The organism is Ruegeria sp. BHSA191 (assembly GCF_059613325.1).
In genome coordinates this window covers 204,405-230,132 of record NZ_JBXWSH010000004.1, presented here as the reverse complement: position 1 = coordinate 230,132, position 25,728 = coordinate 204,405, and the positions used below count along the sequence as shown (strand labels likewise).

Below are 25,728 nucleotides of genomic sequence, written 5' to 3'. Positions count from 1 at the left end.
AACTGCGACGATCCGCGCATTCTGCAGGTGCAAAGTCGTTCCTACATCAGGCTCAGCGACGAACAGAACTGGAGACCCCGATGACCGCGATCGAGATGCCCGGCCGCCTGCCCTTTTGGCAGCGCCTGCTTTTTGCAATTCCCCTGCTTGGCTGGCTGGCCCGTGATGCGGCCAATGGAAAGCCCGAGGATCTGGGCTATACCGTTGCGGCGCTGGTCAGCATGTGGGGCTGTTCCGCCCTATTGTTCGGCCTGCCGGGCCTGTATCTGCCGGCCCTGGCGATGGTGCCGGTGATGTTCCTGATTCTGGTCCTGATTTCACGCGGCTAGACCACGGGACAGGATGTCACTTGGCGCAGGCCCCAGAACCGCACTAGGGTCCGCAGGCAACGGAGAATGACGCGATGACCGACAGTTGTGACATCCTGATTTCCGGCGGCGGCATCGCCGGGCTGACCGCGGCGGCCGTATTCGGCGCCGCAGGGTTCGACGTGATCTGCGTGGACCCGACCCCACCCGTCACCGACCGAGACGCCGACGGGTCCGACCTACGCACCACCGCGTTTCTGCAGCCGGCGCACGGCCTGCTGCAGCACTGCGGATTGTGGGACCGGCTGGAACCTTACGCCGCGCCGTTGCAGATCATGCGCATCGTGGACGCGGGCGGCGACATCCCCGAGCCGCGCGTGGTGCGCGATTTCAACGCCGCCGATATCTCGGATCAACCCTTTGGCTGGAACCTGCCCAACTGGCTGCTACGGCGCGAGATGGTGGCCCGGCTGCACGAACTGCCGAATGTCGATTTCCGCCCCGGCACCGGCACCGTCTGCCTGTTCACCCGCACCGCCGAGGCGCGTGTGGGTCTGTCCGACGGCACGCGCATCCGCACCAAGCTGGTGATCGCCGCCGACGGCCGCAACTCGCCGATGCGAGAGGCTGCGGGGATCAAGGTCCACACCACGCGATACGGGCAAAAGGCATTGGCCTTTGCGGTGACCCATCCGATCGCCCATGAAAACGTCTCGACCGAGATCCACCGGTCCGGCGGGCCGTTCACCCTGGTCCCCCTGCCTGACTGGCAGGGCCAGCCCTCGTCGGCGATCGTGTGGATGGAGCGCGGCCCACGCGCGGTCGAACTGCTAAACCTGCCCGAGGCCGAGTTCGAAGCCGCGATGACCGAGCGGTCCTGCGGCCTGTTCGGACCGCTGAAACTGGCCTCACGCCGGACGATCTGGCCGATCATCAGCCAATCGGCCGAGCGCCTGTCGGCCCAGCGCGTGGCGCTGATGGCCGAGGCCGCCCATGTGGTGCCCCCGATCGGGGCGCAGGGGCTGAACATGTCACTGGGGGATCTGCGCAGCCTGCTGGACTTGGCCAAGGCCCGGCCCGAGGGTCTGGGAGATGCCCAAATGCTCGACGCCTATCACAAGGCCCGTCATTCCGAGATCGAGCTGCGCGTCAAGGGGATCGACCTGCTGAACCGCGCCTCGATGGTCGAGGCACGGCCGTTGCGCGATGCGCGCGCCGCAGGGCTCAACGCGCTTTATTCGATGCCGGTGGTGCGCAAGACGCTGATGCAGATGGGCCTCGGCGTGCGCTGAGGCCCGTTCGGGCCTAAAGCACCTGATCCAGCACCCGCTTCAGCCGGGCCACCGTGCCATCGACATCATAGAGCTTGTCCAGCCCGAACAGGCCCAGACGGAAGGTGCTGAACCCTTCGGGCTCGTCACATTGCAAAGGTACCCCGGCCGCGATCTGCATGCCCAGCGCGGCGAACTTCCTGCCGTTCTGCACCTCGGGGTCGTCGGTATAACTGACCACCACCCCCGGTGCCCCAAAGCCTTCGGCCGCGACCGAAACGACCCCCTTGTCGCGCAGCATCGCCCGCACCGCATTCCCCAGCAGCCATTGCGCGTCACGCAGCTTGTCGAACCCATAGTCACGGGTCTCCAGCATCGTGTCCCGGAACGCCCGCAGCGCATCGGTGGGCATGGTGGCGTGATAGGCATGGCCGCCGCCCTCATAGGCCTGCATGATCTGGCGCCATTTCTTCAGGTCCAGCGCGAAACTGTCCGAGGTGGTCTCGGCCAGCCGCGCCTCGGCGCGTTCAGACAGCATGACCAGACCAGCACAGGGCGAGGCGCTCCAACCCTTTTGCGGGGCCGAGATCAGAACGTCCACGCCGGTGGCCTTCATGTCGATCCAGGCACAGCCCGAGGCGATGCAGTCGAGCACCATCAGCGCGCCGACCTCGTGCGCTGCGGCAGCCATCGCGCTGACATAGTCGTCCGGCAGAATGACCCCGGCCGAGGTTTCCACATGCGGCGCGAACACCACGCCGGGTCGCTGGCTGCGAATGGTTTCGACCACCTCGTCGATCGGCGCGGGCGCAAAGGGCGACGGGCTGGAATTCCCCGTTTGACGGGCCTTCAATACGGTGGCTGACGCCGTCAGGCCCCCGGTTTCGATAATCTGGCTCCAGCGATACGAGAACCAGCCGTTGCGTACCACCAGCACATTGGCGCCACGGGCGAATTGGCGGGCCACAGCCTCCATCGCGTAGGTTCCGCCACCCGGCACAATGGCCACGCCATCCGCGCCATAAACGCTCCGCAGCATCCCTGAGATGTCGCGCATCACCTGCTGAAAAGCCTGCGACATGTGATTGAGCGAGCGGTCGGTGAACACAACCGAAAACTCCTCAAGCCCCTGTGGATCGACGGTTTCCAACAATGCGGGCATGGAGGCTCCTTTCAAGTTTTGATTTTTTAGAAATAAGACACAAACTATGGGAATGGGCTGGCCAATATCAACGATTGACCCAAGGAAAATGTCATTTTGATATTCTCGAATGCAACAGTATCGGCCGGAACGGCAAAAATGACGCCAACCAGTATCAGGTGATCTTTACACTCTGGCGTGTTTCTGAACAGATACGCTCAGCCGGAACCTGAACAGGAATTTCCAGACAGTGAATGCTCACAAGCGTATCAGTTTTCAGTTTGTTCGTGACGAAGTCAAAAGGCGGATTGAAACCCGTGTCTGGCCACAAGGCGCATTGCTGCCGACCGAGACACAGCTGGCCGAGGAATTCAACTGCGCGCGGGCAACCGTGAACCGGGCGCTGCGCGAACTTGCCGAACAGGGCTTTGTCGAACGCAAACGCAAAAGTGGCACTCGGGTCAAGAAATTGCCCAGCAAGCAGGCCAAGCTCGAGCTGTCTGTGGTCAAGCAAGTCGTTGAAGACCAGAATGCCGCCTATCGCTATTCACTTGTGGAACGGAATGTGGTGCCCAGCCCCGGTTGGCTCAGCTCGCAACTCAGCCTGCAGGCAAATGCGCGGGTGCTGCACGTGGTCTGCATGCATTATGCAGACAACCGTCCTTTTCAGCACGAAGAACGGTGGGTCAACATCGCCGCCGTCCCCGAAATTGAAGCGGCCGACCTAGAGCGGACATCGCCGCATGAATGGTTGCTGGACGCCGCGCCGTTTTCGGTTGCCGAAATCGCCTTCAGGGCAATTTCCGCCGACAGCGGCCTTGCCGATTATATGGGTACAACGACCGCAGCAGCGATGATGCAACTGGAGCGAACCACCTGGAAGGACGGAGTGCCATTGTCCTTTGCGCGCATGACCTTCCACCCCGGATACTGCATCCGCACCCAGTACTGAAACCTAGCCGATGGGCCCCGGTCGGCGTTCTTCGCTCAGAAGCACGTTGGCTTCGACATCTCCGGCCCCAGGCAGTGTCATGATGCGGCGGCGCAGAACACGCTCGAAATCCGCCAAGTCACGCGCCACCACTCTCAGCCGATAATCATACAGGCCCAGAACGTGTTCCACGGTCTGCACCTCGGGGATGGCGCTGACGGCGCGTTCGAAATCCTCGAGGCTGACCTGCCCTTTGCGCGCCAGCTTGACGCCCAGAAATACGGTGACACCGAACCCCAGCGCCTCGGCGTTCAGGCGCAGCCTGCGCCCCTTGATGATGCCCGCCTGCTCCAGCCGCCGGATCCGGCGCCATGTCGCGGGCTGCGACAGCCCGAAACGCCGCCCCAGCGCACCCGCGCTCTGCGTGGCGTCCTGCGCCAAGGCGCGCAGCAGCTTGCGGTCAAGATCGTCCAGTTCGATCATACCGGCAGCACCTCGTCCCGTTTGACCCGCGCGATGTGCATCAGGGCCTCGATGTCGGCGATATGCGGCAAGGTCAGGATACGGTCGCGATAGACCTGCTGATAATGCGCCATGTCCCGCGCGATGATGGACAGGCGAACATCCACCCGCCCCAGAAAGGTCTGGATCTCGATCACCTCGGGTACCTTTCGGGCCGCCGCGGTGAACTCGTCGAAGGCGCGCGGCTGGGTCTTGTCCAGCGTCACCCGCAGCGACACCTCGACCGCATAGCCCATGGCGGACCAGTCAATCACGGCCTCCTGCCCCTGAATGATCCCGGCGGCCTGCATCTTCTCGATCCGGCGCCAACACACGCCATTGCTGATCCGGCACCGCTCGGCCAGTTCGGCGGTGCTCAGGCTTGGCTCGGCCTGAAAATGGCGCAGGATGCGGCGGTCGATATCGTCAAGCATGAATTTTTCGTTTTTTCTTATTTCTAAGAATTATTGTTTACATCTTTCGTCAATATCCAATCCCAACGCTCTCGCCAATAGCAATCGTCACAGATAGAACCGCATCAATCGAAACAGAAAGGACCGGCAAAATGCGCGTCTATTACGATCGCGATTGCGACATCAACCTGATCAAGGACAAGAAAGTGGCCATCCTGGGCTATGGCTCCCAAGGCCACGCCCACGCGCTGAACCTGCGCGACTCGGGTGCCAAGAACCTGGTCGTCGCTCTGCGCGAAGGCTCGCCCTCGGCCAAGAAAGCCGAAGCCGAAGGCCTGCAGGTGATGGGGATCGCCGAAGCCGCGGCCTGGTGCGACGTCATCATGTTCACCATGCCCGACGAGCTTCAGGCCGAGACCTACAAGAAATACGTGCATGACAACATCAAGCCCGGCGCGGCCATCGCCTTTGCTCACGGCCTGAACGTGCATTTCGGCCTGATCGAGCCGAAAGAGGGCGTGGACGTCATCATGATGGCACCCAAAGGCCCCGGCCACACGGTGCGCGGCGAATATGTCAAAGGCGGCGGCGTGCCCTGCCTGGTGGCCGTTCACACCGACGCAACCGGCAAGGCGCTGGAAATCGGCCTGTCGTACTGCTCGGCCATCGGCGGCGGCCGTTCGGGCATCATCGAGACCAACTTCCGCGAAGAGTGTGAGACCGACCTGTTCGGCGAGCAGGCTGTTCTGTGCGGCGGTCTGGTCGAACTGATCCGCTGCGGTTTTGAAACTCTGGTCGAGGCCGGCTATGCGCCCGAGATGGCCTATTTCGAGTGTCTGCACGAGGTGAAGCTGATCGTGGACCTGATCTATGAAGGCGGTATCGCCAACATGGACTACTCGATCTCGAACACTGCGGAATACGGTCAATACGTCACCGGGCCGCGCATCCTGCCCTATGAGCAGACCAAGAAGGCGATGAAAGAGGTTCTGTCGGACATCCAGCAGGGCAAGTTCGTGCGTGACTTCATGCTGGAAAACCAGGTGGGCCAACCCTTCCTGAAGGCCTCGCGCCGGGCCAATGACGAACACCAGATCGAAGAAGTCGGCAAAAAGCTGCGGGGCATGATGCCCTGGATTTCGGCCGGCAAGCTGGTCGATCAGGAAAAGAACTGAGCCGGAACGGTTGAAACCAAAGGGCGGCCACAGTGGCCGCCCTTTTCATGCACAACGGATGAACGGCCAGCGATGGTGCATCAACCCGACATACGCGACTGGAGCGGCGTCATTGCCCTGGGCCTGATCTGGGGCGGCACCTTCATGGTTGTCGCGATGGCGTTGGAAGGCTATGGCCCGATCACGGTGGCCACGGCGCGGACGACTCTGGGGGCGGTGATGCTTCTGGCTTTGATGGGGCTGGCCGGGCGGCGCATCCCCAGCCTGACACCAAGTCTGGCGTGGTCGGTAATCCTGATCGGCATCCTGTCCACCGCGCTGCCTTTCGTGCTGCTCAGCTGGGGGCAGCAATATGTGCCTTCGGCTTTTGCCGGGCTGTCCATGGCGGCAATTCCGCTGATGGTGCTGCCGCTGGCGCATTTCTTTTCGGATGAACCCCTGAACGCACGCCGGTTCGTGGGGGTATCGCTGGGATTCACCGGAGCGCTGACGCTCATCGGCCCAGGGCTGGCGCAACTGGGCAGCGGGGCCGAACCGCTGGCACAGCTGGCCTGCATCGGGGCGGCATTCTGCTATTCCGTGGCGTCGATCCTGACCCGGCGCTGCCCGCCGATTGACCCGGTGGTTCTGGCCGCGCTGACATTGGCGGTGGGCGCAGTGATCCTGCTGCCGGTCATGATGGCGACCGAGGGCGTGCCCGCCCCGCAGGGCTTGCGCCCAACTCTTGCGCTGATCGTACTGGGGCTTGTGCCCACGGCCTTTGCCACCCTGCTGCGGGTGTCGATCATTCGCAGCGCCGGGTCGGTCTTCATGACGCTGGTGAACTATCAGGTACCGGTCTGGTCCATGATCTTCGGCGCGTGGATCCTGTCCGAGGCGCTGCCGTTGCGGTTCTACATCGCGTTGGCGCTGATCCTGACCGGAATGGCGATCAGCCAATGGTTCAGCCTGCGCAAAATGCTCTTTGGCTACTGACGCGCTGCAGCTTCGACCTCGGCCACGATCCCATCGACCACCTGCGCCAAAAGGGCGTCATCCTCGCATTCCGCCATCACACGGATCAACGGCTCGGTACCCGACTTGCGGATCAGCAGCCGCCCTTGCCCGTTCAGCCGCGCCTCGGCTTCGGCGATCGCGGCCTTGACCGTGTCCGTTTCCAGCGGGGCCTGCCCCTCGCCATAGCGCACGTTCTTCAACAGTTGCGGCACGGTCTCGAACTGCTGCGCCAGATCCGAGGCTTTGCGTCCGGAAATGACCATCTCGGCCAGGAAATGCAGCCCCGCCATCAGGCCATCACCGGTGGTGGCATAGTCGCTCATGACGATGTGGCCGGATTGCTCGCCGCCAAGGTTGAACCCGCCTTCCCGCATACGCTCGACCACATAGCGGTCACCGACCGCCGTCCGTTCCAGCCGCAGCCCGCGCGCGCCCAGGAACCGCTCCAGACCCAGGTTCGACATGACGGTCGCAACAAGAGCGCCGCCTTTCAACCGTTCGGAAGTGGCCCAGGCGGTGGCCAGAAGGGCCATGAGCTGATCACCATCGGCGACCTGTCCGGTCTCATCCACGATCACCACCCGGTCGGCATCACCGTCGAGGCAGATGCCCACATCCGCCCCATGCGCCACGACGGCCTCGGCCGCCACGCGCGGCTGGGTCGAGCCGCAGCCCAGATTGATGTTCGTGCCGTTGGGCGCCGTTCCCACCGGGATCACCTCGGCCCCCAATTCCCACAGCACCTCGGGCGCGGTGCGGTGTGCGGCCCCGTTGGCACAGTCAATCACCACCTTCAGACCGTCCAGCCGCAGATCGCGCGGCAGAGATGACTTGACCCGCTCGCCATAGCGGAACCGCGCGTCATCGACACGCCGGGCGCGCCCGATATTCTGCGCCCGCGCGGGTTTGACACCCGCTTCGATAAGCTGTTCGATCTCCAGCTCGGCTTGGTCGGACAGTTTGAACCCATCGGGGCCGAAGAACTTGATCCCGTTGTCCTCGGCCGGGTTGTGGCTGGCCGAAATCATCACACCCAGATCAGCCCGCATCGACCGGGTCATCAGCCCGACCGCCGGTGTCGGCACCGGCCCCAACAGCAGCACGTTCATGCCGGTCGATGTCAGACCCGCCGTCAGCGCACTTTCCAGCATATAGCCCGACAGGCGCGTGTCCTTGCCGATCACCACCCGGTGAACGCCCGAGCCATCCCGGCGGAAGTAGCGCCCCGCGGCCGCGCCGATCCGCAACGCCATCTCGGCCGTCATCGGATAGGTGTTGGCGGTGCCCCGCACCCCGTCGGTTCCGAACAGCTTGCGCATTCCTGCTTTCTCCGGTTGGTCCTGACTGCGACCCGATTACCGGACAGCGGCCCACAGGCGCAAGGCCTGAGCGGTCTCGGCCACGTCATGTACCCTGATGATCTGTACACCTTGCGACAATCCAGCCAACGCCACGGCGATTGATCCCGGTGCGCGGGCATCCTTGCGCGGTTCCTTGCCGATCCGGCCGATGAAGCCTTTGCGTGACACGCCCAGCAGGATCGGGCAGCCCAACCCGTGAAACAGGCTGAGATTGCGCAGCAAGGTCAGGTTGTGTTCCTCGGTCTTTCCGAACCCGATGCCCGGATCAACGATGATCCGGCCCCGATCCAGCCCGAGGTCTTCCAGCCAGGCCACATGCCCGGACAGGAAATCGTAGACGTCCAGCAGAACGTCGTCATAGGTCGGGTTGTCCTGCATCGTGGCCGGGTCGCCCTGCATGTGCATTACGCAGACCGGCGCATCGATCTCGGCGCAGAAAGCGCCAAGTGCAGGATCGAAGGTAAAGCCCGAAACGTCGTTGATCAGCCCCGCACCGGCCTCGACCGCAGCCCTGGCCACGGCGGATTTGCGCGTGTCGATCGAAATCAGCGCCGGTGTCTCAGCCCGGATCGCGCGGATCAAGGGCTGGGTACGGGCGATCTCTTCGTCCTCGGGCACGAAATCCGCACCGGGGCGCGTGGATTCACCGCCGATATCCAGAATAGTCGCACCGTGCGCGACCATTTCCCGGGCTGCTGCACAAGCGGCGTCGGGGGTGTTGTGCTTGCCACCATCGGAAAAGCTGTCTGGCGTGGCGTTCAGGATGCCCATGATCTGCGGCTGCGTCATATCCAGCCCGGCAATCTCGGCGCGCGGTTGCATCAGCCGGTCGAGCCACGTTTCAGGGATGTCGGCGGCTGCAACGATCCGGGGTGCCGCGTCACGCCGCAGGCATTCGGCATGGGTGAACCACAAGCCCTGCCCCGCCAGCGGCGAGGCCCCGTCCGGGCGCACAGGCCCGTGTTGCACCAGTGGGCGATAGTAACTGGTCACAGTTGCGCCTGCTCCACCGGGACCGCCCGCAGCGGTGTCTTGGGCGCCTCGGGCAGTTGCCCACCGATGACCAGCATTTCGCTGGCTTCGAAAGTGGCGGCGAACCAGGCCGCCAAGGCCACCGCATCGGACGGTGCCGCCGAAGGCCCATCGACCGCATCCAGCACGATCTTGGACGGTGCCCAGACACAGATCTGGCCGTTCTTCATGGCCCAGTTCAGCTCGGTCCGGGTCGACACGACGACACAGCGCGGGTCGCGCGCTGCCAGCACCCAGGCGTTCTGCTCGATCGCCAGCAGGTCGATCCGGCGCTGGGTCATGGCGTGGCCGGTCTGCGGCACCGGCAGATCGGACGCGCCGACGCACAGGATCAGCGGCCGCTGCCGGCTCTCCAACTGGTCGATCCAGCCCGACAAATTGTCGGACTCAATCGCTGCGTTCGACAGAAAGACCAGCCTGGGATGGGGACGTTCTTCCTCGATGACATCGTGATGGACGGCGTCCTTGCCACGCACGATCTCGACCCCCAAAGCGCCGGGGCCCCGATCCAGTTTTTCGATTCGGACAAAAGCTCTTACCGCCTGAGGTTCAAGTAGAATCCGTTCGGCGATCCGTTCGGCCAGCGTTTCCAGAAGGTTCAGGCGCTCGGCCGCCAGTTCATAAGCGATGGCCTCGGTCACCCGGTCGTAGGACAGGATGCGGTCGACGTCATCGTCGATCTGCTCGGTCAGCGGGCGCACCTCGACCACGATGTTGAAGCAGATACGCTGGGTGGTGCCCCGCTCGGCCTGAAAGGCGCCGATCTCAACCTCGACGATGTGATCGCGCAGGGAAATGCGATCCAGCGGTCCGCGTGGCGCGGTCGCCTCGGACCGTTCGGACGGATGCGCAAAGGCAAGGCGGATTTCAGAGCTCATGGCACAGGCCTTTTCGGGCAGCTTGGACAGGTTTGCCCAAATTATTCGTTGGGCGCGGCTATAGCACTCAAACAAACGCCATTCCAGCCGCCGAAAGCGGCGTCAGGTGACGCGGTACCAGCTCATCATACCAGACGCGGCATGGCCCAGCATGTGACAATGCAGCAACCAGTTGCCCGGGTTGTCGATGACCAGCGCGATCTCGCGGGTTTCGCCACGTTCGACAAGAACCGTGTCGCGCCACGGGCCAAGGGTTCCGTCCGGCAAGATCAGCCGAAAGTGGTGACCATGCAAGTGCATGGCGTGAGGAAAGGCGGTTTCGTTGAAGAAGGCGATCCGGTGAAGGCTGCCAAGGGGCGCATCCAGAAACGGGTCGTCGGGGCGTTCGGCATAACCGTTCAACGCCCAGAACCGGCCCAACTGCGCCAGTTCGCGGCCAGACAATTCCGTATCGCCCAGCCGGGCACTATCCAACCAGCGCATGGCCCCGCCCTGCAGTGTCATGCGGTGACGCGGAACGCCATCCAGCCCCCTGATCTCGGGCAAAGGATTTGGCGGCAGCGGCTGAACACTTTTGCGGGGCACCGACGCGGCCTGCCCCGAAACGTCCAGGCGCACGACGCCAAAGGCGCCGTCGCGTTCCCGGCTGAACAGGCCGGCCGCGCTGCCATCTTCGGCCACGACGTCGACGATCAGGTCCGCCCTCTGCGCGGGCGCCAGCGGGAATGTGTCTTCGATCGCGATCGGATCCGACACCGGCATGCCGTCCAGCGCGACGATCCACCCCGCCAAACCATCAAGGCCCAGATCGAAAATGCGGGCGTTCGCGGCGTTGATCAGGCGCAACCGTAGGCGTTCGTGGCGCTTGACGGTATAGGAGGGGTCGAAACGTCCATTGACCGTCACAAGGTTGCCAAGGCGTCCGGCATGGCTGAGGTCGTGCCCATTTTCGAAATCACCGGTGATCTGCGCGGTTTCTGGGTCGAGCCGCCAGTCGTCCAGCATCAAGGTCAGATCCTGATCAACATCCGGCGCCTGGGGCTCTTCGACGATCAAGGGGCCATAGAGCCCGCGCGCCACCTGCTCGACCGACTTATTGTGGGCGTGGTACCAAAAGGTGCCCGCGTCCGGCGCGACGAAATCATAGTCGAAAACGCCGCCCGCCGGCACCGCATCCTGCGTCAGCCCGGGCACACCGTCCATGTCGTTGGCAATGCGGATACCGTGCCAATGCACCGAGGTGGCCTGCGGCAGATCATTCACCAGACGGCGCTGGACCCGCGCACCCTGTTTCACCTGTATCGGCAGGCCTGGTACCCGACCGCCATAGCCCCAAACACCAGTCTGTGGGTAACCCTCGGGCGCGATCAACTGCGTTCCCTCGCGCGCTTGCAGGGTCGGCGGAGCAGCTTGGGCAAACGTCGGATAAGCCGCGAAGGCTGCAGCAGATTTCAATAGGTCTCGGCGGCTTGGTTTCATCACGGGTCTCCTTTCCCGCAACATAGCCTGCCTTCACCCCCGCGCCATCAAGCGTACAGCGCGGGTGCGTCAATTCGCGCTAGTTGCTCGCTGTCCGGTAGTTGTGGCGATAAAAGATGTGCACACCGATCCTCGCGGTCTCTTTGTAGACCCGCGCCCATGACGGGCGAACAGCCTTGGTGTGATAGTGCGTTGCGCCCGAAGTGAGCGGTTTACCAACCCCATCCATGGCCAGACGCGCCACCTTGGCAACACGCTCATAGGCCTTCTTTTCACGGATCACCTCTTTGCGGCCGTCGCAGGTATAGGTAAATTGGCACTGATACTTCTTGCCGGTACCCTGACGGATCACTCCGCAAACCGAATTGGGGAAGCGGCTGCTTTCAACCCGGTTCAGAATCACCTCGGCAACCGCGAACTGGCCGCGGACGCTTTCACCGCGCGCTTCGAAATACAGAGCTTCGGCCAAGCATTTCCAGTCCTCTCCGCCGGCCGCCTTGGGCAATTGATCGAGCCATCCTTTCGAGTAGGTAACCTCAACCGGCTTGACCTCTTTGCGTGGTTGGAAAAGCTTCAGGTAATCACGGAAGCCTTGCCCCGGCAGCTCGTTGCGGGACACCAGTTCACGCTTGGCGGAATCGGTGGTCTCTCTCTCGGCGACGGACGCACTCGGCAGCACGGTTGCCGCCGCAATGGCAACAGCCAGTATGTAACGTATCATCAGATAACCTCGCACAGGCACTTCGCGCGCCATACCCTCCCCCGGCGGGCGCGAGGGGGGTTTACCCCAGACGGGGCGAAACGTCCAGTTTTGAGGATTCGGCAAGAGAAATCTTGCCCGTCGGGCCAAAAAAATTGGCCACAGGTCCACCCCAAGCCCACTATTCTTAGGGCTCGGAGGGCAGGTCAACCCCCAAGTTTTGACGCAATCGCCAATTGAGCGGAAGCCAGCCGAGCGACCGGAACCCGGAACGGAGAACAGGACACATAGTCGAACCCAAGGTCCCGGCACAGGGCGATTGATTCGGGGTTACCGCCATGTTCACCGCAAACCGAAAGCGTAACATCCGGCCGGGCCGCACGCCCGCGTTCCGAGCCCAGCTTCAGCAGCTCCCCCACCCCGTCGGCATCCAGAACATGAAACGGATCCTCTGAAAATACGCCCTGCCGGACATAGGCCGACATGAACCGTCCGGCATCGTCCCGCGACAAACCATAGGTCATTTGTGTCAGGTCGTTGGTGCCAAAGCTCAGGAACGACACATGCGGCGCGATCTCTTCCGCGCGCAGGCAGGCGCGCGGCGTTTCGACCATCACGCCCAGGCGGTACTCAAAATCCTGCCCCCGCTCGGCCGCGACGGCTGCGGCCACCGAGTCGATGCGGGCCTTGACCAGCTCGACCTCGCGCTTGGCCGACACCAGCGGGATCATCACCTCGGGCACCACCGGGGCGCCGTTCTTGCTGGCCTCGAGCGTCGCCTCGAAAATCGCGCGGGCCTGCATGTCATAGATTTCGGGCACCGTCACGCCAAGGCGGACGCCGCGCAGGCCCAGCATGGGGTTGTATTCGCTCATCGCCTCGACCCGGCGCTCAACATCCGAAACCGGCAGGTCCAGCGCCTCGGCCAGTTCACGCTGGCCGCTGCGGGTCGTGGGCAGGAATTCGTGCAGCGGTGGGTCGAACAGGCGGATGCAGACGGGCTGCCCTTCCATGATTTCGAAAAGCTGTACGAAATCCGCGCGTTGCATAGGCAACAGCCGCGCAAGCACCGCCGCGCGACCGGCAGGGGTCTCGGCGAAAATCATCTCGCGCATCACGATCAGGCGACCGGGGTCGAAGAACATGTGCTCGGTCCGGCACAGGCCGATCCCCTCGGCCTGGAACCGGCGCGCGACCTGCGCATCGGCGGGCGTGTCGGCATTGGCGCGAATGGCGATGTCGCGTTCAGCATCGGCCCAGCCCATCAGGGTCTGGAAACAGTCGTCCAGCGCCGCCTCGAGCATTGCCGGCTCACCCGCCAGTACCTGCCCGGACGTGCCGTCGATAGTCAGAGTGTCGCCGGTCTTGAACACGCGACCGTCCGGTGCCACCAGATGTTTCTTCTTGGTCTGGAACCGCATCTCGGACGCCCCGACAATACAGGGCAGCCCCAGACCGCGGCCAATCACGGCGGCGTGGCTGGTCATCCCGCCCTTTTCGGTCAAAACGGCCACGGCCGCATGCATGCCCCGCACATCCTCGGGCGAGGTTTCGCGGCGCACAAGGATGCAGGGCTCGCCACGCGCGGCGCTGGCCTGCGCTTCGGCCGAGGTGAACACGATCCGCCCACTGGCCGCCCCCGGGCTGGCCCCGATGCCGGTAGTGAGCACGTCACGCTTGGCCTCGGGATGGACCTGCCGGTGCAGCAACTCGTTAAGAGAATGCGGATCGATCCGCATCACCGCCTCTTGCGGCGGGATGATTCCGTCTTCAGCCAACCGAACGGCGATGCGCATCGCGGCGCGGGCGCTGCGCGGTACGCGCACGCCGTCCAGAATATGCACCTTGCCGTTCTCGATCACGAATTCAACCTGCATTTCCTCGCGCAGCTTTTTGCGCATCAACGCGGCATGTGCCTTGAGGTCGGCAAAGGCTTGCGGCGCCACATCCTCGAGCGACGGTCCGCGGGGGTCTTTTTCCAGATAAAGTGCGGAAACGCCTTCGCCCAGCGCGTCGCGGCCCTGGCTCTGGCTCAGATAGCGGCCCGTGATCTGCGGCAGACCCGTCGTGGGGTCGACCAGTTGCAGAACACCCGAGCCGCACTCGCCCTGCCCGACGCCCGGAATCATCTCCTGGATCACCAGACCCAGCCCGGCATCAGCCGGCGCCCCCTTGGCCTGACGCAGCAATCGTGCCGACGTGCCGTCCCACGCCCGCGCCATCGAGCGCAGCACCCCGATCAGCTGCTCGCCACGGTCCTGTGGGAACTCCTCGTCGGTCTCGTCCTCGTAGGCGCGCAGGGTCTGGCGCAGCCCGCTGCGGCCGTCGCCCTCGATATCGTCGAACACATCCGGATCCAGCCGAGCGACGTGGATCGCATAGCTTTGCACGAACCGCAGATACAGGGCGGCGGCGGCCTCGCCCCCCATCTTGTCGGACAGCTCGACATAGCGCGCGTCGTTCATGCCGATGTTCAACACCGCGCCCGGCCCACCCCAATCGGGGTCCTCGGAACTGGGCCGGACGCACAGCAGCGCCGAAGCATCGAATTGTTCCAGCACCGCCTCGATGTCGGGCACCTCGCCATCGGCGATCCGCTGGACGGCGTCGAAAGACAGCGCCACGGTGCGCGGCACTGGCAGGTTCAGCCGCACCAAGCGTTGCAGGCATTTCGCCCGCCCGCCATGCGTATTCGCGGCGATGGGCGCATCGGGTGTGACAAGCGTTGTATGTGGATTATTCTGCACTGCGGCACCTTTTGGTTTCTCCGCAGCATAAGCGCCTGCGCCGGTCGCGCAAGGGCCGAGTGGGCGCGCCGCGGCGCGCCCGTGGGCCTTAGCCTTCGATCTTCGTCAGGTCCGCGACGCTGGAACAGATCTGGCGGATCTGGCTGAGAAGGTTCAAGCGGTTGCGGCGCAGCACGGCATTGTCGGAATTGACCTGAACGTCCTCGAAGAATGCGTCGATTGGCCCGCGCAGCGCGGCCATCGCTGCCATCGCCGCCGGGAAATCCTCGGCCTCGAGTGCCGGCGCGATCTTGGCCTGCGCCTCCTCCAGCGCGGTGAACAGGGCCTTTTCGCTGTCGGTTTCAGCAAATTTCGGATCGGCCCCGAAGGAATATTCCACGCCGTCCTTTTCCTCGGCCTGGGTCAGGATGTTGTTGGCGCGTTTGAATCCCTGCACGAGATTCTCTCCATCCTCGGTCGCGATCACCACATTCAACGCGCGGGCGCGTTTAACCAGCAGGTTGATGTCATCATTACCGTCCATCGCGATACAGGCGTCGATCACGTCGTGGCGTATGCCTTCGTCACGCAGAAAGACCTTGAGCCGGTCGTGGACGAAGGTAAGCAAATCTTCCAGGATCACCGCATCTTCGCGGAAGCTGGAGTTCCGGTCATTCAGCGTGTCCCACAACGTACCGAGAATTCCACGCTCGGCAATCATCGACGCCAATGCCTCGATCCCCAGATCATGCAGTTTGTCGACCTCGACTCCCATGATCCGAGCGTATTCCGCGCGCTTTTCCTCGATGGTTTCACCGGCCGAGGTGTCACGCTTGAGAGCGTGCGGGAAGTAGGCCCAGACACAGGCCTCTTTCAAATCCAGCCTCAGATCGTTCTCTAGGATCAACCGGATCACCCCCAGCGCCGCGCGGCGCAGCGCGAACGGGTCTTTCGAGCCGGTGGGCTTTTCATTAATCGCCCAGAACCCGGTCAGCGTGTCCAGCTTGTCAGCCAGCGCCACGGTCATCGACAGCGGTGCCGCCGGAACATCATCCGACGGGCCCAGCGGCGAGTAATGCTCCTGCGCCACGGCGGCCACGGCGGCGTCTTCACCGGCGGCCTCGATGTAATAGCGGCCCATAAGCCCCTGAAGTTCGGGGAATTCATACACCATTTCAGAACTCAGATCGGCCTTGGCCAGCCGCGCGGCCTTTTCAGCCTGATCCGGGTCGGCGCCCGTCACCGGGGCCAGTTCGCGGGCCAGCGCGGCAATGCGGTCGATCCGCTGGGCCTGAGTGCCCAGCTTGTTGTGGAAGGTCACGTTCTCAAGCGCGCGGGTCCATTGCGTGATGTCTGCCTTGGCAACGCGCAGATCATTTTCCCAAAAGAATTTTGCATCGGCCAGACGGGCCGACAGCACCTTCTGGTTTCCGGCCAGAATGGTCGCGCCATTGTCGCTGGTCTCGCGGTTGGCGACGGTGATGAACCGCTCGATCCGCCCCGTCTTGGGATTGCGGACCGAGAAGAATTTCTGGTGCTCTTTCATCGAGGTCTGCAGCACCTCGGGCGGCAGGTCGAGGAATTCATCGTCGATCTGCCCCATCAGCACCACCGGCCATTCGACCAGCCCGGCCACCTCGGCCAGCAGGCCCTTGTCCTCGACCACCTCCAGACCGGCAGCAAAGGCCAGGTTCTGTGCGTCGTTCCAGATGTGCTCGGCCCGTTCCTCGGGCGACAGCACGACAAAGGCGCGCTTCAGCTTGGCGGCGTAATCCTCGAACCCGGTCACGGCAAACCGGCCGGGCGCCATGAAGCGGTGGCCCTCGGTGGTGTCGCCAGCCGTGATCCCGTCGATCTCCATCGGCACGACCTGCGCACCGCTTTCATCGCTGAGGATGCACAGGATCGAATGCAGCGGGCGCACCCAACGCAGCGAGGAACTGCCCCAGCGCATCGACTTGGGCCAGGGGAAGTTGCGGATCGTGTCGGCCAAAACCTCGGCCACGATCTCGGCCGCCGGGCGACCCGATTTCTCGATGGTGGCAAAATAGACCGCGCCCTTGGGCGTCTCGCGCTCTTCCAATTGGTCGCGGCTGATCCCCGCGCCACGTAGGAAGCCTTCGATGGCCTTGTCCGGCGCGCCAACCTTGGGGCCCTTGCGCTCCTCGCGGATGGTGGGGCTTTCGGCCAGCAGCCCCTCGACCGCCAGCGTCAGGCGGCGCGGCGTGGTCAGGGCGTGGGCGTGGGCATAGGTCAGACCGGCCTCTACCAGACCGTCGGTGATCCGTTTTTTCAGATCCTCGCCGGCGCGGGTCTGCATGCGCGCGGGGATTTCCTCGGAAAACAGTTCGATCAGCAGGTCGGGCATTTTCGATCCTTAGAAATTGACGATCGTCTGGATGACGATGGCATTGGCGATATCCACGAAGAATGCGGATACAAGGGGGAGCACGATAAAGGCAATAGGCGAAGGCCCGTATCGCTTGGTTACGGCGGTCATATTGGCAATTGCGGTCGGTGTCGCGCCCAGCGCGAAGCCGCCAAACCCCGCCGCCAGCACGGCCGCGCGGTAGTTGGCGCCCATGACTGGGAACAGAACCCAGATCACGAAAGCCACTGCAAACAACGTTTGCGCCGTCATGATCACCACGATCGACAGGCCCAAATCTGCGATGGTCCACAGCTGCAGGCTCATCAGCGACATGGCCAGAAACGCGCCCAGCGCAAACTCCGAAATCAGCGCCAGCGACGGCGTGCGCGACACAGGCGCAGCGCGCGGGGCCAGCAGCGGACGCAGGTTGCCGATCACGATGCCCATGATCAGGCACGGCACGAACAACGGCAGTTTCAAACCCGCGGCCAGGATCACCTCGGACAGAGCATAGCCCGCGATGATGGCCATGTTCAGGTACAGCAGCACCCGCATCACCGTCAGGTGGTCGATCTTCGCGGCAGCGTCTGACGGCTCGTCGGGCAAGCCGATCGTGTGTTCCTCGTCCGGGCGGTTTGGCGACAAGTCGCGCCCTTCGATCAACAGACGCGCGATGGGGCCACCGACCAGCGCGGCCAGAACAAGCCCGAGGGTCGCAACGGCCACCCCCAACTCGGTCGCGCCCTCAAGCCCGGTGGCCTGCGCGACCTCGGGCGCCCAAGCGATGGCGGTGCCGTGGCCGCCGATCAGGGCGGCCGACCCGAACAGAACGCCGGACTGCGCCGGATAGCCAAAGGCCGCCGCCCCCGCCGCGCCGATCAGGTTCTGCGCCACGATCGTCAGCAGCGTGAGGATCAGCAGCAGCACCAGAGGCTTTCCGCCTGCGATCAAGTCGGACAGCCGGGCGTTCAGGCCGATCCCGGCAAAGAACAGCACCAGCAGGAAATCCCGCGTGGTCAGGTCGAACTCCAGTTCGATCCCGAACAGCAAATACAGCGCAAGAACCACCAGTGAGGCCAGCAGGCCTCCGGTCACAGGTTCGGGAATGTTGAACCGACGCAGAACCTCGGCGCGGGCGTTGATCTCGGCGCCCATCAGGTAGACTGCAAAACCCAGTGTTGCCGTCACGAAACCTGGGATATCCAAGTTGAACCCCATCCTGCCGCTCAGCTTTCCGGGCGGGGCGGACATTCCTCGCCGACCACGGTGCCGTCATAGGCCTTTTCGCCGCAGTTGTTCAGGACGTGCCAGGCAAAGCCGCGCCCGTCCTGGGTGACCGCAACCACCCGGTCCACGCCATAGTGGATATTCTTGACGCCGATGAACGCGCGGGCCGAACCGCTTGCCAGCGCCTTTCCCAACGCCTCGGCGTCGTAGCAGTCGAACCAGCCCGGTGCCGTCAGCGGCTCGGCCTTTTCGGCGGGTTCGAACTGCTGGGCCAGTTGATCCGGTGTCAGATCCGTCGTGAAACAGGCCCGGTACCGGATCGGAGAGCTGTCGGCGTCGATGGCTTGAAACCCGTCATAGGAAATGGGCACCGTCGCGCCGCTTTGCCGGTCGGTCAGAACGACATCCCGGCCGGGGGTCGGCGTGACGGTGTAGTAGTACCAGTAGACCTGCAGGTAATACATGGCCACGCCCGCCATCACCGCGCAGATCACAATGAGAATTGCCAGCAGCTTTCCGGTCATAGATCACGCCTCCTGTTCACGCAGCGTCTTTCAAGTCGTCCGAAAATGAGACAGTGTCGGAACCTGAACCTGATATCGTAAGGCTATTTGCATGGATCTGACACTGGCCACCGGATTTTTCGGCGCGCTGTTTGCGATCATGAACCCGATCACCAACCTGCCCGTTTTCCTGACCGTGACCGAGGGCCTGGACCTGGGCGACCAGCGCAAGGTTGCGGTCAAGACCGCCGTGTACTGCCTTGTTCTCGGGGGTCTTTTCGCCATCCTCGGCAATCATATTCTGGGGCTGTTCGGGATCAGCGTCAATGATCTGCGGGTCGCTGGCGGCCTGGTGGTTCTGCTGTTCGGGCTGAACATGCTGAACGGTGGCGAAACCAGCGCGCATCACGGGACGGACAGCGAAAAACAGGCCTACCCGGCGCCCGAGACTGTCGCCTTCTATCCGCTGACCTTTCCCATTCTCGTGGGGCCCGGCACCATCACCACGGTCATCCTGTTTGCCCATCATGTCAGCAACGTTGCCGATGCCATGCTTTATGCCGGGGTGTTTTTGGGCGTGACGCTGCTGTTGCTGGTCACGTTCTGGAATGCCGCGGCCCTCGGCCGGCGCCTGTCGGACAACGCCCGCGTCATCATGAGCCGTCTGATGGGCATGATCCTGTCGGCCATCGCGGTCGGCATGATCGCGGACGGCCTGAAGACCCTGCTGCCGGGATTGGCCTGAGCGGCCCATCAGGCCTGGTACCCGGCCGCCTCGGTCTGCACGAAGGCATCGGCGCATTGCTTGGCCAGCGCCCGCACCCGCCCGATATAGGCCTGCCGTTCCGTCACCGAGATCACGCCGCGCGCGTCCAGAAGGTTGAAGATGTGGCTGGCCTTGATGCACTGGTCATAGGCGGGATGCGCCATGATGATGCGCTTGCCCGTCTTGGGGTCCGCATGCTCCTGGCTCAGGATCGCAGCGCACTCGGCCTCGGCCTCTTCGAAATGGCGCAGCAGAACCTCGGTATTGGCCACGTCGAAATTCCAGCGGGCGTATTCTTCCTCGGTCTGCTTGAAGATGTCGCCATAGGTCAGCGGGATCGGCGATTGTGGATCGTTGAAGGGCATGTCCATCACGTGATCGATGCCCAGCACATACATCGCCAGCCGTTCCAGCCCATAGGTCAATTCGCCTGAGACCGGCGCGCAGTCATGGCCGCCGACCTGCTGGAAATAGGTGAACTGGCTGACTTCCATCCCGTCACACCAGACCTCCCAGCCCAGGCCCCATGCGCCCAAGGTGGGGCTTTCCCAGTCATCCTCGACAAATCGGATGTCATGCAGGTCCATGTCGATGCCGATGGCCTGAAGGCTGCCCAGATACAGCTCCTGAAGGTCCGGCGGGCTGGGTTTGATCAGCACCTGGTACTGGTAATAATGCTGCAGGCGGTTGGGGTTTTCGCCATAGCGGCCGTCGGTCGGGCGGCGCGAGGGCTGCACATAGGCCGCAGCCCAGGGCTTGGCGCCAAGTGCGCGCAATGTGGTTGCAGGGTGGAAGGTGCCGGCGCCGACCTCCATGTCGTAGGGCTGCAGGATGGCGCAGCCCTTCGAGGCCCAGTAGTTTTGAAGCCGCAGGATGATTTCCTGAAATGAACGTGGTGCGCTTGACGGTTCGGTCATGACATTCCCTTTGGGCGCGGATGTGCCCGGTTCCGGTCGGTTTGGCCCTTCCTATGCAAGGGGCCAAAGGGCGTCAACGGGCCAATGGCCGCTGGCTGTCACTGTGCCGCCACACTGGAAATTCCCCGTGGCCGGGCCATGGCTTTCGCCCTGGTGAATCGCGTAACCTGTTCCTTGACCAAGACACCGCACCAACGGGCAGAAAATGACACGTATTCTAGTTGCATTTATTTTCACGATTTCCTTCGGTCTGCGGGCCGCGATCGCTCAGCAAGGCACCGACCCCGGCGTCTGGGTGCAGATCGAGGCGCAGCCCTCGCTGCGCGAGGCGCAGGAGCGCGCCCAGGCCTATGCCAGCGATCTACCCGACGTGAACGGGTTTCGCCTGAACAGCGGCTGGTACGCCATCGTCATCGGCCCCTATCTTCGTGCAGATGCCGAACAGGTACTGCGCGTCTATCGGGCCGAGCGTCAGATCCCGTCGGACAGTTTCATCACCTTTTCCTCCGCGCTGGGACAGCAGTTCTGGCCCATCGGCGCGAATGTCCTGAACCGGGGCGCCATCACGGCCCCCGTCCAGCCCGAACCCGAACAGCCCCAGACCAGCCTGACCCAGCAACCGTCGGACGAAACCCGCGCCCAGGCTCTGCAGTCCGAACGGCGGCTGAACGCGCAGGAGCGCAAGGACTTGCAGACCGCCCTGCAGGCCGCGGGCTTCTACAGCGCTACGATCGACGGCGCATTCGGGCAGGGCACCCGCCGGTCGATGGCCGACTGGCAGCGGTTCAACGGTTTCGAGCCCACCGGCGTTCTGACCACCGCACAGCGCAAGGTGCTGATGGATGACTACAACGCACCGCTCATCAGCGTTGGCATGCAGCGCCATGTCGATGACCGCGCCGGGATCTCGATGGACCTGCCGCTGGGTGTCGTGGCCTTTGACCGGTACGAGGCTCCATTCGCCCATTTCAACCCGACGGGCGATCTGGACGCCCGCGTTCTGTTGATCAGCCAAGAGGGCGACAACAACACCCTGCGTGCCCTCTACGAGGTGATGCAGTCGCTGGAAATCGTCCCCCTGAACGGCCCGCGCGAGATCAGTCGAAACCGCTTCTCGATCGAAGGTCGGGGCAAAGGGATCGTTTCCCATACCCAGGCCGAGTTGAAGGATGGCCGGATCAAGGGTTTCACCCTGGTCTGGCCCGAGGGGGACGAGGCCCGCCGCACCCGCGTTCTGGCCGCCATGACCACCAGCTTTGCCCGGCTCGACGCGGTGCTGGAATCGTTCGCCGGTGCAACGGCCAGCCAGAGCGTCGATCTGATGTCGGGCCTGCGCATCCGCAAGCCGCGCCTGTCACGGTCGGGCTTCTTTGCCGACCCGAGCGGGCTGGTCATGACCGTAGCCGAGGCCGTCCAGAACTGCAGCCGCATCACCCTGGATGACGATCAGGACCTAGAGTTGGCCCACAGCGACCCGGATCTTGGTGCGGCGGTGCTGCGACCGGCACGCAATCTGGCGCCGATGGCCGTGGCGGCCCTGAACGACGCACCTCTGCGGCTGCAGTCCGAAGTAGCCGTGGCCGGGTATTCCTACGAAGGCGCGCTGGGTGCCCCGACGCTGACCTTTGGCAAGGTCGCAGACATCCGCGGGCTGAACGGCGAAACCGGCGTGACCCGCCTGAACCTTGCGGCGCAACCGGGGGACGCCGGCGGGCCGGTCTTTGACGATCACGGCAATGTCGTGGGCATGTTGCTGCCCACCCGGGCCGAAGGCCGCACCCTGCCACGCGATGTCAGCCTGGCGGCCGCCGCCGACCACCTGCATGACCTTCTGTCAAAAGCAGGTGCCACGGCCCAAACCACGCAGGAAACCGGACAGGTCTCGCCGGACGAACTGAACCGTCGGGCAATCGGCATGACGGTCCTGGTGAATTGCTGGGACTGATCCGGGCCTTGTGAACCGACCAAGGGCGCCGCAGTTCCATGCGGCGCCTTTTGCGATCAACCGTTCAGGATTTCGGGCGTCACATGTATCAGCGTGGGCCGCGGCGCCTCAAAGGCCGTCCGCACCGCATTTTGCATGTCGGACAGTGACGCAGGGGCCGCTGACAAGGCACCGAATGCCTCGGCCAGTTTGCAGAAATCGGGGTTGCGCGCCACCACGGCGTTGGGGGCGATTTGGCTGCTGACCATGCTGTCCTCGATCTCTTTCAGCTTGCCGTTGTCCCACAGAATGATCGGCAGCGACAGACCCAGCTCTACTGCGACGCCCAGTTCCTGCATCGTGTAGTGAAAACCGTAATCCCCCGCGATCACGGCGGTCGGCTTGCCGCGCCGCGCCACCGCACCACCGATCGCCGCCGGCAGGGCATAGCCCAGGGTGCCGAACCCGGTCGGATGATGCCAGTGGTGGGGAAAGGCCATGTCCCAGACCTCTTTCGCGGCATAGGCGAACTGGGTCATGTCGGAATAGATCATCGTGTCGTCCGGCATCGCCGCGCGCAGGGCATCGGCCACGGGCACGATACCCGGGCGCTCGGCATCGACCTCGGCCCGCCAGCGCGCGCGCGCCTCGGCCACCTCATCGGGGCTCCAGCCGGTTGCGGGCTTGGCGGCTTCGGTGGCCGCCCACAGGGCCAGCGCAAAGCTCTCGGCATCGGCCTGCAGCTTGACCGCGGCCCGGTGGCGATCCGACAGCACCTCGGGGTCCAGATCGACCCGCACCAGCGTTGCCTTGTGGCCCAGGTCGTCGCGCCACAGATCCACCTCTCCCAACTCGGCCCCAACTGCGATCACCAGGTCGGCGGACCCGATGACCTCGGCGCTGCCCGGACGCGGCAGCATGGCGCCGAAATCCAGCGCGTATCCCGTGCCGACCAGCCCCCGCCCGGCATAGGTGGTGAAACAGGCCGCGCCCAGATTGATCAGGATCTGGCGCCACAGGTTCGACCGGGCTCCGCCTCCCAAAATGAACAAAGGCCGGCGCGCGATGTTCAGCAGCGACAGGACCGGGGCGATGTCGGGCGCCAGCGCGCGCACCCGTTGCGCGTCCTGGTTGGGAAAAGGCGCAGGATCGGCCTCGGCCTCGAGCCGGCCAATCGGCACCTGGATATGCTTGGGACGCGGACGCTGAAGCGCGAATTCCTCGAAGGCGCGCTCGATCAGGCCATAAACCGCTTGCGCGTCGTTGGCCTGGCATGACCAGTCCGCCACGCAGCCCGCAGCGGCGCGCTGATCCTTCATCTGGTGCAACTGGCCCCGCTGGGCTTGGGACTCGTCCAGGCACGAGGACAAAACAAGCATCGGCACTGAGTCCGTGTACCCCTGCCCCATCGGCGTCAGGATATTGCACAGGCCCGGCCCTGTGATCACATAGGCCACGCCCGGCTTGCCCGTGGCGCGTGCGTAACCGTCGGCCATGAACCCCGCGCCCTGTTCGTGCCGGGCCAGGACATGGGCAATACCTGCCTCTTCGATCCCGCGATACATTTCCTGATTGTGCACGCCGGGGATGCCGAAGATGACCTCGACCCCCCGATCCCTGAGCATGTGGGAAATCTGCGCGCCCAGCGGTCTTTTCATCAGCCTCTCCAGAACCTTATGGTGAACAGGACATAGACGGCCATCAACTCCAGCCGCCCGGTGAGCATGCCGAAGGTCAGCAGCCACTTGGCCGTGTCGTTCAACCCGGAAAAGTTTCCGGCCGGGCCGATCTGATCGCCCAGACCGGGGCCGACATTGGCCAACGCCGTGGCCGCGCCCGAGACGGCGGTGATGAAATCCAACCCGGTCAGGGCCAGCGCCCATGACAGCCCGCCCAGCGACAGGGCGAAGAACATGAAAAAGCTCATGACCGAGGTCAGCACGTCGCGGCTGATCGGGCGGCCGTCATATTTGGGGATGAACACCCCATGCGGTGACCGGATGCGTTGAATCTGCGACTTGATCGAGGCAAACAGCAACTGATACCGGAACACCTTGATCGAACAGGCGGTCGAGCCCGCACACCCGCCGATCAGCCCGATCATGAAGAACATCATGATCGGAAAACTGCCCCAGGCCATGTAATCGACGCTGGCATAGCCGGTTCCGGAAATAATCGAGGTGATGTTGAACAGCGACTCGCGCACCGCCTGTTCCCAATGATGCGGAAAGACCGAGGTCAGGAAAACCGCCATAACCATCACCAGCACGGCGATCGTGGCCAGGAACACGCGGATCTGACTGTCCTCCCACAAGGAAGTGGTCCGGCCGTTCACGAATTGCACATAGCGCACGAAGGGCAGCGCCGCGAGGATCATGAAAACGGATGCCGCATATTCTGCAGGCCCAGAAAAGGTGCCAAAAGACGCGTCATAGTTCGAAAATCCGCCGGTCGAAATCGTCGTCAGCGCATGTACCAGCGCGTCAAAGAAACTCATCCCCAGCCCGGCATAAACAAGGCCACAGACAAAGGTCAGAAAGACGTAGATCAGGGAAATCTGGCCCGCGATCTCCTGCGCGCGGGGCAGGATCTTCCCCATGGTCTCGAACCCTTCCGAGCGGAAAATCTGCATACCGCCGACCTTGAGCTCGGGCAGGAAGACCATGGCCACGACGATGATGCCGATCCCACCCAGCCATTGCAGGATTCCACGCCACAGCAGCAAACCGCGCGGCAGGTCGTCCAGCCCGGAAATGACCGTCGATCCGGTGGTGGTCAGGCCGGACATCGCCTCGAAATAGGCATCCACGAAGCGCAGCTCGGTCGCGCCGAAGATGAAGGGGATCGCGCCGAACACAGGCAGCGCGACCCAAACCGCCGTGGTCAGAAGAAAGGTCTGGCGGATCGTTAACCCCTCACCTACGCCGTTCGCGCAGCTCATTGCCAGAACGACCCCGGTCAGAATCGTGATGACGCCGCTTTCAAAGAAAACGGTCCATTCGCCACGGCCTTCGATGACGTCGGCAAGCATGGGCAGAGCCATGGTCGCCCCGAGAATGGCGACCAGCAATCCAATCACATATCCGACAGGGCGAAGATCCATCATGA

General features: G+C 63.6%; 22 protein-coding genes. 7 read left to right on the top strand and 15 right to left on the bottom strand.

All coding sequences use genetic code 11. The features are described 5' to 3' along the window. Window positions 1-80: 80 nt before the first annotated feature. Together AC2FNS_RS06480 and AC2FNS_RS06475 are read left to right on the top strand one after the other, a co-directional pair. On the top strand, window positions 81-329 hold the full coding sequence (locus AC2FNS_RS06480) for a hypothetical protein (RefSeq protein ID WP_496711927.1): 249 nt from the start codon (window positions 81-83) through the stop codon (window positions 327-329). Window positions 330-403: 74 nt separating this feature from the next. After that, window positions 404-1,600 (top strand): UbiH/UbiF family hydroxylase, encoded by a 1,197-nt coding sequence (locus AC2FNS_RS06475; protein ID WP_496727583.1) that lies wholly within the window; start codon window positions 404-406, stop codon window positions 1,598-1,600. A gap of 13 nt (window positions 1,601-1,613) precedes the next feature. On the opposite strand, the gene AC2FNS_RS06470 is transcribed toward AC2FNS_RS06475, so the two are convergent. Next, window positions 1,614-2,741 (bottom strand): aminotransferase class V-fold PLP-dependent enzyme, encoded by a 1,128-nt coding sequence (locus AC2FNS_RS06470; RefSeq protein ID WP_496682183.1) that lies wholly within the window; start codon window positions 2,739-2,741, stop codon window positions 1,614-1,616. A gap of 316 nt (window positions 2,742-3,057) precedes the next feature. On the opposite strand from AC2FNS_RS06470, the gene hutC reads away from it, so the two are divergent. Beyond that, the gene (gene hutC, locus AC2FNS_RS06465; RefSeq protein ID WP_496686636.1) at window positions 3,058-3,672 is read left to right on the top strand and encodes a histidine utilization transcriptional repressor HutC; all 615 of its coding nucleotides are present in this window, start codon (window positions 3,058-3,060) and stop codon (window positions 3,670-3,672) included. A 3-nt stretch (window positions 3,673-3,675) separates the two neighbouring features. On the opposite strand, the gene AC2FNS_RS06460 is transcribed toward hutC, so the two are convergent. Both AC2FNS_RS06460 and AC2FNS_RS06455 read right to left on the bottom strand, forming a co-directional pair. After that, window positions 3,676-4,134 carry an Lrp/AsnC family transcriptional regulator gene (locus tag AC2FNS_RS06460; protein WP_496686637.1) on the bottom strand — a complete coding sequence of 153 codons (459 nt, stop codon included), beginning with the start codon at window positions 4,132-4,134 and terminating at the stop codon, window positions 3,676-3,678. Beyond that, on the bottom strand, window positions 4,131-4,586 hold the full coding sequence (locus AC2FNS_RS06455; RefSeq protein ID WP_496682190.1) for an Lrp/AsnC family transcriptional regulator: 456 nt from the start codon (window positions 4,584-4,586) through the stop codon (window positions 4,131-4,133). The genes AC2FNS_RS06460 and AC2FNS_RS06455 overlap by 4 nt, the downstream gene beginning before the upstream one ends. Window positions 4,587-4,717: 131 nt before the next feature. On the opposite strand from AC2FNS_RS06455, the gene ilvC reads away from it, so the two are divergent. After that, on the top strand, window positions 4,718-5,740 hold the full coding sequence (gene ilvC / locus AC2FNS_RS06450; protein WP_496682193.1) for a ketol-acid reductoisomerase: 1,023 nt from the start codon (window positions 4,718-4,720) through the stop codon (window positions 5,738-5,740). 72 nt (window positions 5,741-5,812) lie between these two features. Further along, entirely contained in the window at window positions 5,813-6,715 is a 903-nt protein-coding gene (locus tag AC2FNS_RS06445; RefSeq protein WP_496712821.1) for a DMT family transporter, read from the top strand. Here the strand turns inward: AC2FNS_RS06445 and glmM are convergent. The 9 genes from glmM to AC2FNS_RS06400 form a co-directional block, all read right to left on the bottom strand. Beyond that, complete coding sequence (gene glmM, locus AC2FNS_RS06440; protein WP_496712819.1) at window positions 6,709-8,055, bottom strand: phosphoglucosamine mutase; 1,347 nt, start codon at window positions 8,053-8,055, stop codon at window positions 6,709-6,711. The genes AC2FNS_RS06445 and glmM overlap by 7 nt on opposite strands. Before the next feature lie 36 nt (window positions 8,056-8,091). After that, window positions 8,092-9,090, bottom strand: a complete 999-nt coding sequence (gene folP, locus AC2FNS_RS06435) for a dihydropteroate synthase (RefSeq protein WP_496797376.1) — start codon at window positions 9,088-9,090, stop codon at window positions 8,092-8,094. Then, window positions 9,087-10,007 carry a dihydroneopterin aldolase gene (locus tag AC2FNS_RS06430; RefSeq protein ID WP_496682204.1) on the bottom strand — a complete coding sequence of 307 codons (921 nt, stop codon included), beginning with the start codon at window positions 10,005-10,007 and terminating at the stop codon, window positions 9,087-9,089. Before AC2FNS_RS06430 ends, folP begins: the two co-directional genes overlap by 4 nt. 102 nt (window positions 10,008-10,109) lie before the next feature. Beyond that, window positions 10,110-11,486 carry a multicopper oxidase family protein gene (locus AC2FNS_RS06425; protein WP_496712815.1) on the bottom strand — a complete coding sequence of 459 codons (1,377 nt, stop codon included), beginning with the start codon at window positions 11,484-11,486 and terminating at the stop codon, window positions 10,110-10,112. A gap of 79 nt (window positions 11,487-11,565) precedes the next feature. Further along, window positions 11,566-12,240, bottom strand: coding sequence for a cell wall hydrolase (locus tag AC2FNS_RS06420; RefSeq protein ID WP_496682209.1), 675 nt, complete (start codon window positions 12,238-12,240; stop codon window positions 11,566-11,568). A gap of 152 nt (window positions 12,241-12,392) precedes the next feature. After that, window positions 12,393-14,933, bottom strand: a complete 2,541-nt coding sequence (locus AC2FNS_RS06415) for a putative PEP-binding protein (RefSeq protein ID WP_496682212.1) — start codon at window positions 14,931-14,933, stop codon at window positions 12,393-12,395. An 88-nt stretch (window positions 14,934-15,021) separates the two neighbouring features. After that, a complete protein-coding gene (gene glyS / locus AC2FNS_RS06410) occupies window positions 15,022-17,280 on the bottom strand; it encodes a glycine--tRNA ligase subunit beta (RefSeq protein WP_496797377.1) in 2,259 nt (752 codons plus the stop codon). A 9-nt stretch (window positions 17,281-17,289) separates the two neighbouring features. Further along, window positions 17,290-18,501 carry a sodium/glutamate symporter gene (gene gltS, locus AC2FNS_RS06405; protein WP_496712825.1) on the bottom strand — a complete coding sequence of 404 codons (1,212 nt, stop codon included), beginning with the start codon at window positions 18,499-18,501 and terminating at the stop codon, window positions 17,290-17,292. Window positions 18,502-18,509: 8 nt separating this feature from the next. After that, a complete protein-coding gene (locus AC2FNS_RS06400; RefSeq protein ID WP_496712811.1) occupies window positions 18,510-19,034 on the bottom strand; it encodes a DUF6446 family protein in 525 nt (174 codons plus the stop codon). Window positions 19,035-19,125: 91 nt separating this feature from the next. Here AC2FNS_RS06400 and AC2FNS_RS06395 point away from each other — a divergent pair, with 91 nt between their 5' ends. Then, on the top strand, window positions 19,126-19,758 hold the full coding sequence (locus tag AC2FNS_RS06395; protein ID WP_496688844.1) for a MarC family protein: 633 nt from the start codon (window positions 19,126-19,128) through the stop codon (window positions 19,756-19,758). Between the two features lie 8 nt (window positions 19,759-19,766). On the opposite strand, the gene AC2FNS_RS06390 is transcribed toward AC2FNS_RS06395, so the two are convergent. Next, entirely contained in the window at window positions 19,767-20,696 is a 930-nt protein-coding gene (locus AC2FNS_RS06390; protein WP_496682224.1) for a glycine--tRNA ligase subunit alpha, read from the bottom strand. Between the two features lie 205 nt (window positions 20,697-20,901). Here AC2FNS_RS06390 and AC2FNS_RS06385 point away from each other — a divergent pair, with 205 nt between their 5' ends. Next, a complete protein-coding gene (locus AC2FNS_RS06385) occupies window positions 20,902-22,641 on the top strand; it encodes a serine protease (RefSeq protein WP_496797378.1) in 1,740 nt (579 codons plus the stop codon). A 56-nt stretch (window positions 22,642-22,697) separates the two neighbouring features. Here AC2FNS_RS06385 and AC2FNS_RS06380 read toward each other — a convergent pair whose 3' ends face one another. Beyond that, a complete protein-coding gene (locus AC2FNS_RS06380; RefSeq protein ID WP_496712808.1) occupies window positions 22,698-24,278 on the bottom strand; it encodes a thiamine pyrophosphate-binding protein in 1,581 nt (526 codons plus the stop codon). Then, on the bottom strand, window positions 24,278-25,726 hold the full coding sequence (locus tag AC2FNS_RS06375) for a TrkH family potassium uptake protein (protein WP_496712806.1): 1,449 nt from the start codon (window positions 25,724-25,726) through the stop codon (window positions 24,278-24,280). The genes AC2FNS_RS06380 and AC2FNS_RS06375 overlap by 1 nt, the downstream gene beginning before the upstream one ends. Between the last annotated feature and the right edge of the window lie 2 nt (window positions 25,727-25,728).

Excerpts from the sequence above, each read along its gene's own strand:
- AC2FNS_RS06480 (WP_496711927.1), top strand. The coding sequence starts at position 81 with ATGACCGCGATCGAGATGCCCGGCCGCCTGCCCTTTTGGCAGCGCCTG.
- AC2FNS_RS06475 (WP_496727583.1), top strand. The coding sequence starts at position 404 with ATGACCGACAGTTGTGACATCCTGATTTCCGGCGGCGGCATCGCCGGG.
- AC2FNS_RS06470 (WP_496682183.1), bottom strand. The coding sequence starts at position 2,741 with ATGCCCGCATTGTTGGAAACCGTCGATCCACAGGGGCTTGAGGAGTTT.
- AC2FNS_RS06460 (WP_496686637.1), bottom strand. The coding sequence starts at position 4,134 with ATGATCGAACTGGACGATCTTGACCGCAAGCTGCTGCGCGCCTTGGCG.
- AC2FNS_RS06455 (WP_496682190.1), bottom strand. The coding sequence starts at position 4,586 with ATGCTTGACGATATCGACCGCCGCATCCTGCGCCATTTTCAGGCCGAG.
- ilvC (WP_496682193.1), top strand. The coding sequence starts at position 4,718 with ATGCGCGTCTATTACGATCGCGATTGCGACATCAACCTGATCAAGGAC.
- AC2FNS_RS06445 (WP_496712821.1), top strand. The coding sequence starts at position 5,813 with ATGGTGCATCAACCCGACATACGCGACTGGAGCGGCGTCATTGCCCTG.
- glmM (WP_496712819.1), bottom strand. The coding sequence starts at position 8,055 with ATGCGCAAGCTGTTCGGAACCGACGGGGTGCGGGGCACCGCCAACACC.
- AC2FNS_RS06430 (WP_496682204.1), bottom strand. The coding sequence starts at position 10,007 with ATGAGCTCTGAAATCCGCCTTGCCTTTGCGCATCCGTCCGAACGGTCC.
- AC2FNS_RS06425 (WP_496712815.1), bottom strand. The coding sequence starts at position 11,486 with ATGAAACCAAGCCGCCGAGACCTATTGAAATCTGCTGCAGCCTTCGCG.
- AC2FNS_RS06420 (WP_496682209.1), bottom strand. The coding sequence starts at position 12,240 with ATGGCGCGCGAAGTGCCTGTGCGAGGTTATCTGATGATACGTTACATA.
- glyS (WP_496797377.1), bottom strand. The coding sequence starts at position 17,280 with ATGCCCGACCTGCTGATCGAACTGTTTTCCGAGGAAATCCCCGCGCGC.
- gltS (WP_496712825.1), bottom strand. The coding sequence starts at position 18,501 with ATGGGGTTCAACTTGGATATCCCAGGTTTCGTGACGGCAACACTGGGT.
- AC2FNS_RS06400 (WP_496712811.1), bottom strand. The coding sequence starts at position 19,034 with ATGACCGGAAAGCTGCTGGCAATTCTCATTGTGATCTGCGCGGTGATG.
- AC2FNS_RS06395 (WP_496688844.1), top strand. The coding sequence starts at position 19,126 with ATGGATCTGACACTGGCCACCGGATTTTTCGGCGCGCTGTTTGCGATC.
- AC2FNS_RS06390 (WP_496682224.1), bottom strand. The coding sequence starts at position 20,696 with ATGACCGAACCGTCAAGCGCACCACGTTCATTTCAGGAAATCATCCTG.
- AC2FNS_RS06385 (WP_496797378.1), top strand. The coding sequence starts at position 20,902 with ATGACACGTATTCTAGTTGCATTTATTTTCACGATTTCCTTCGGTCTG.
- AC2FNS_RS06380 (WP_496712808.1), bottom strand. The coding sequence starts at position 24,278 with ATGAAAAGACCGCTGGGCGCGCAGATTTCCCACATGCTCAGGGATCGG.
- AC2FNS_RS06375 (WP_496712806.1), bottom strand. The coding sequence starts at position 25,726 with ATGATGGATCTTCGCCCTGTCGGATATGTGATTGGATTGCTGGTCGCC.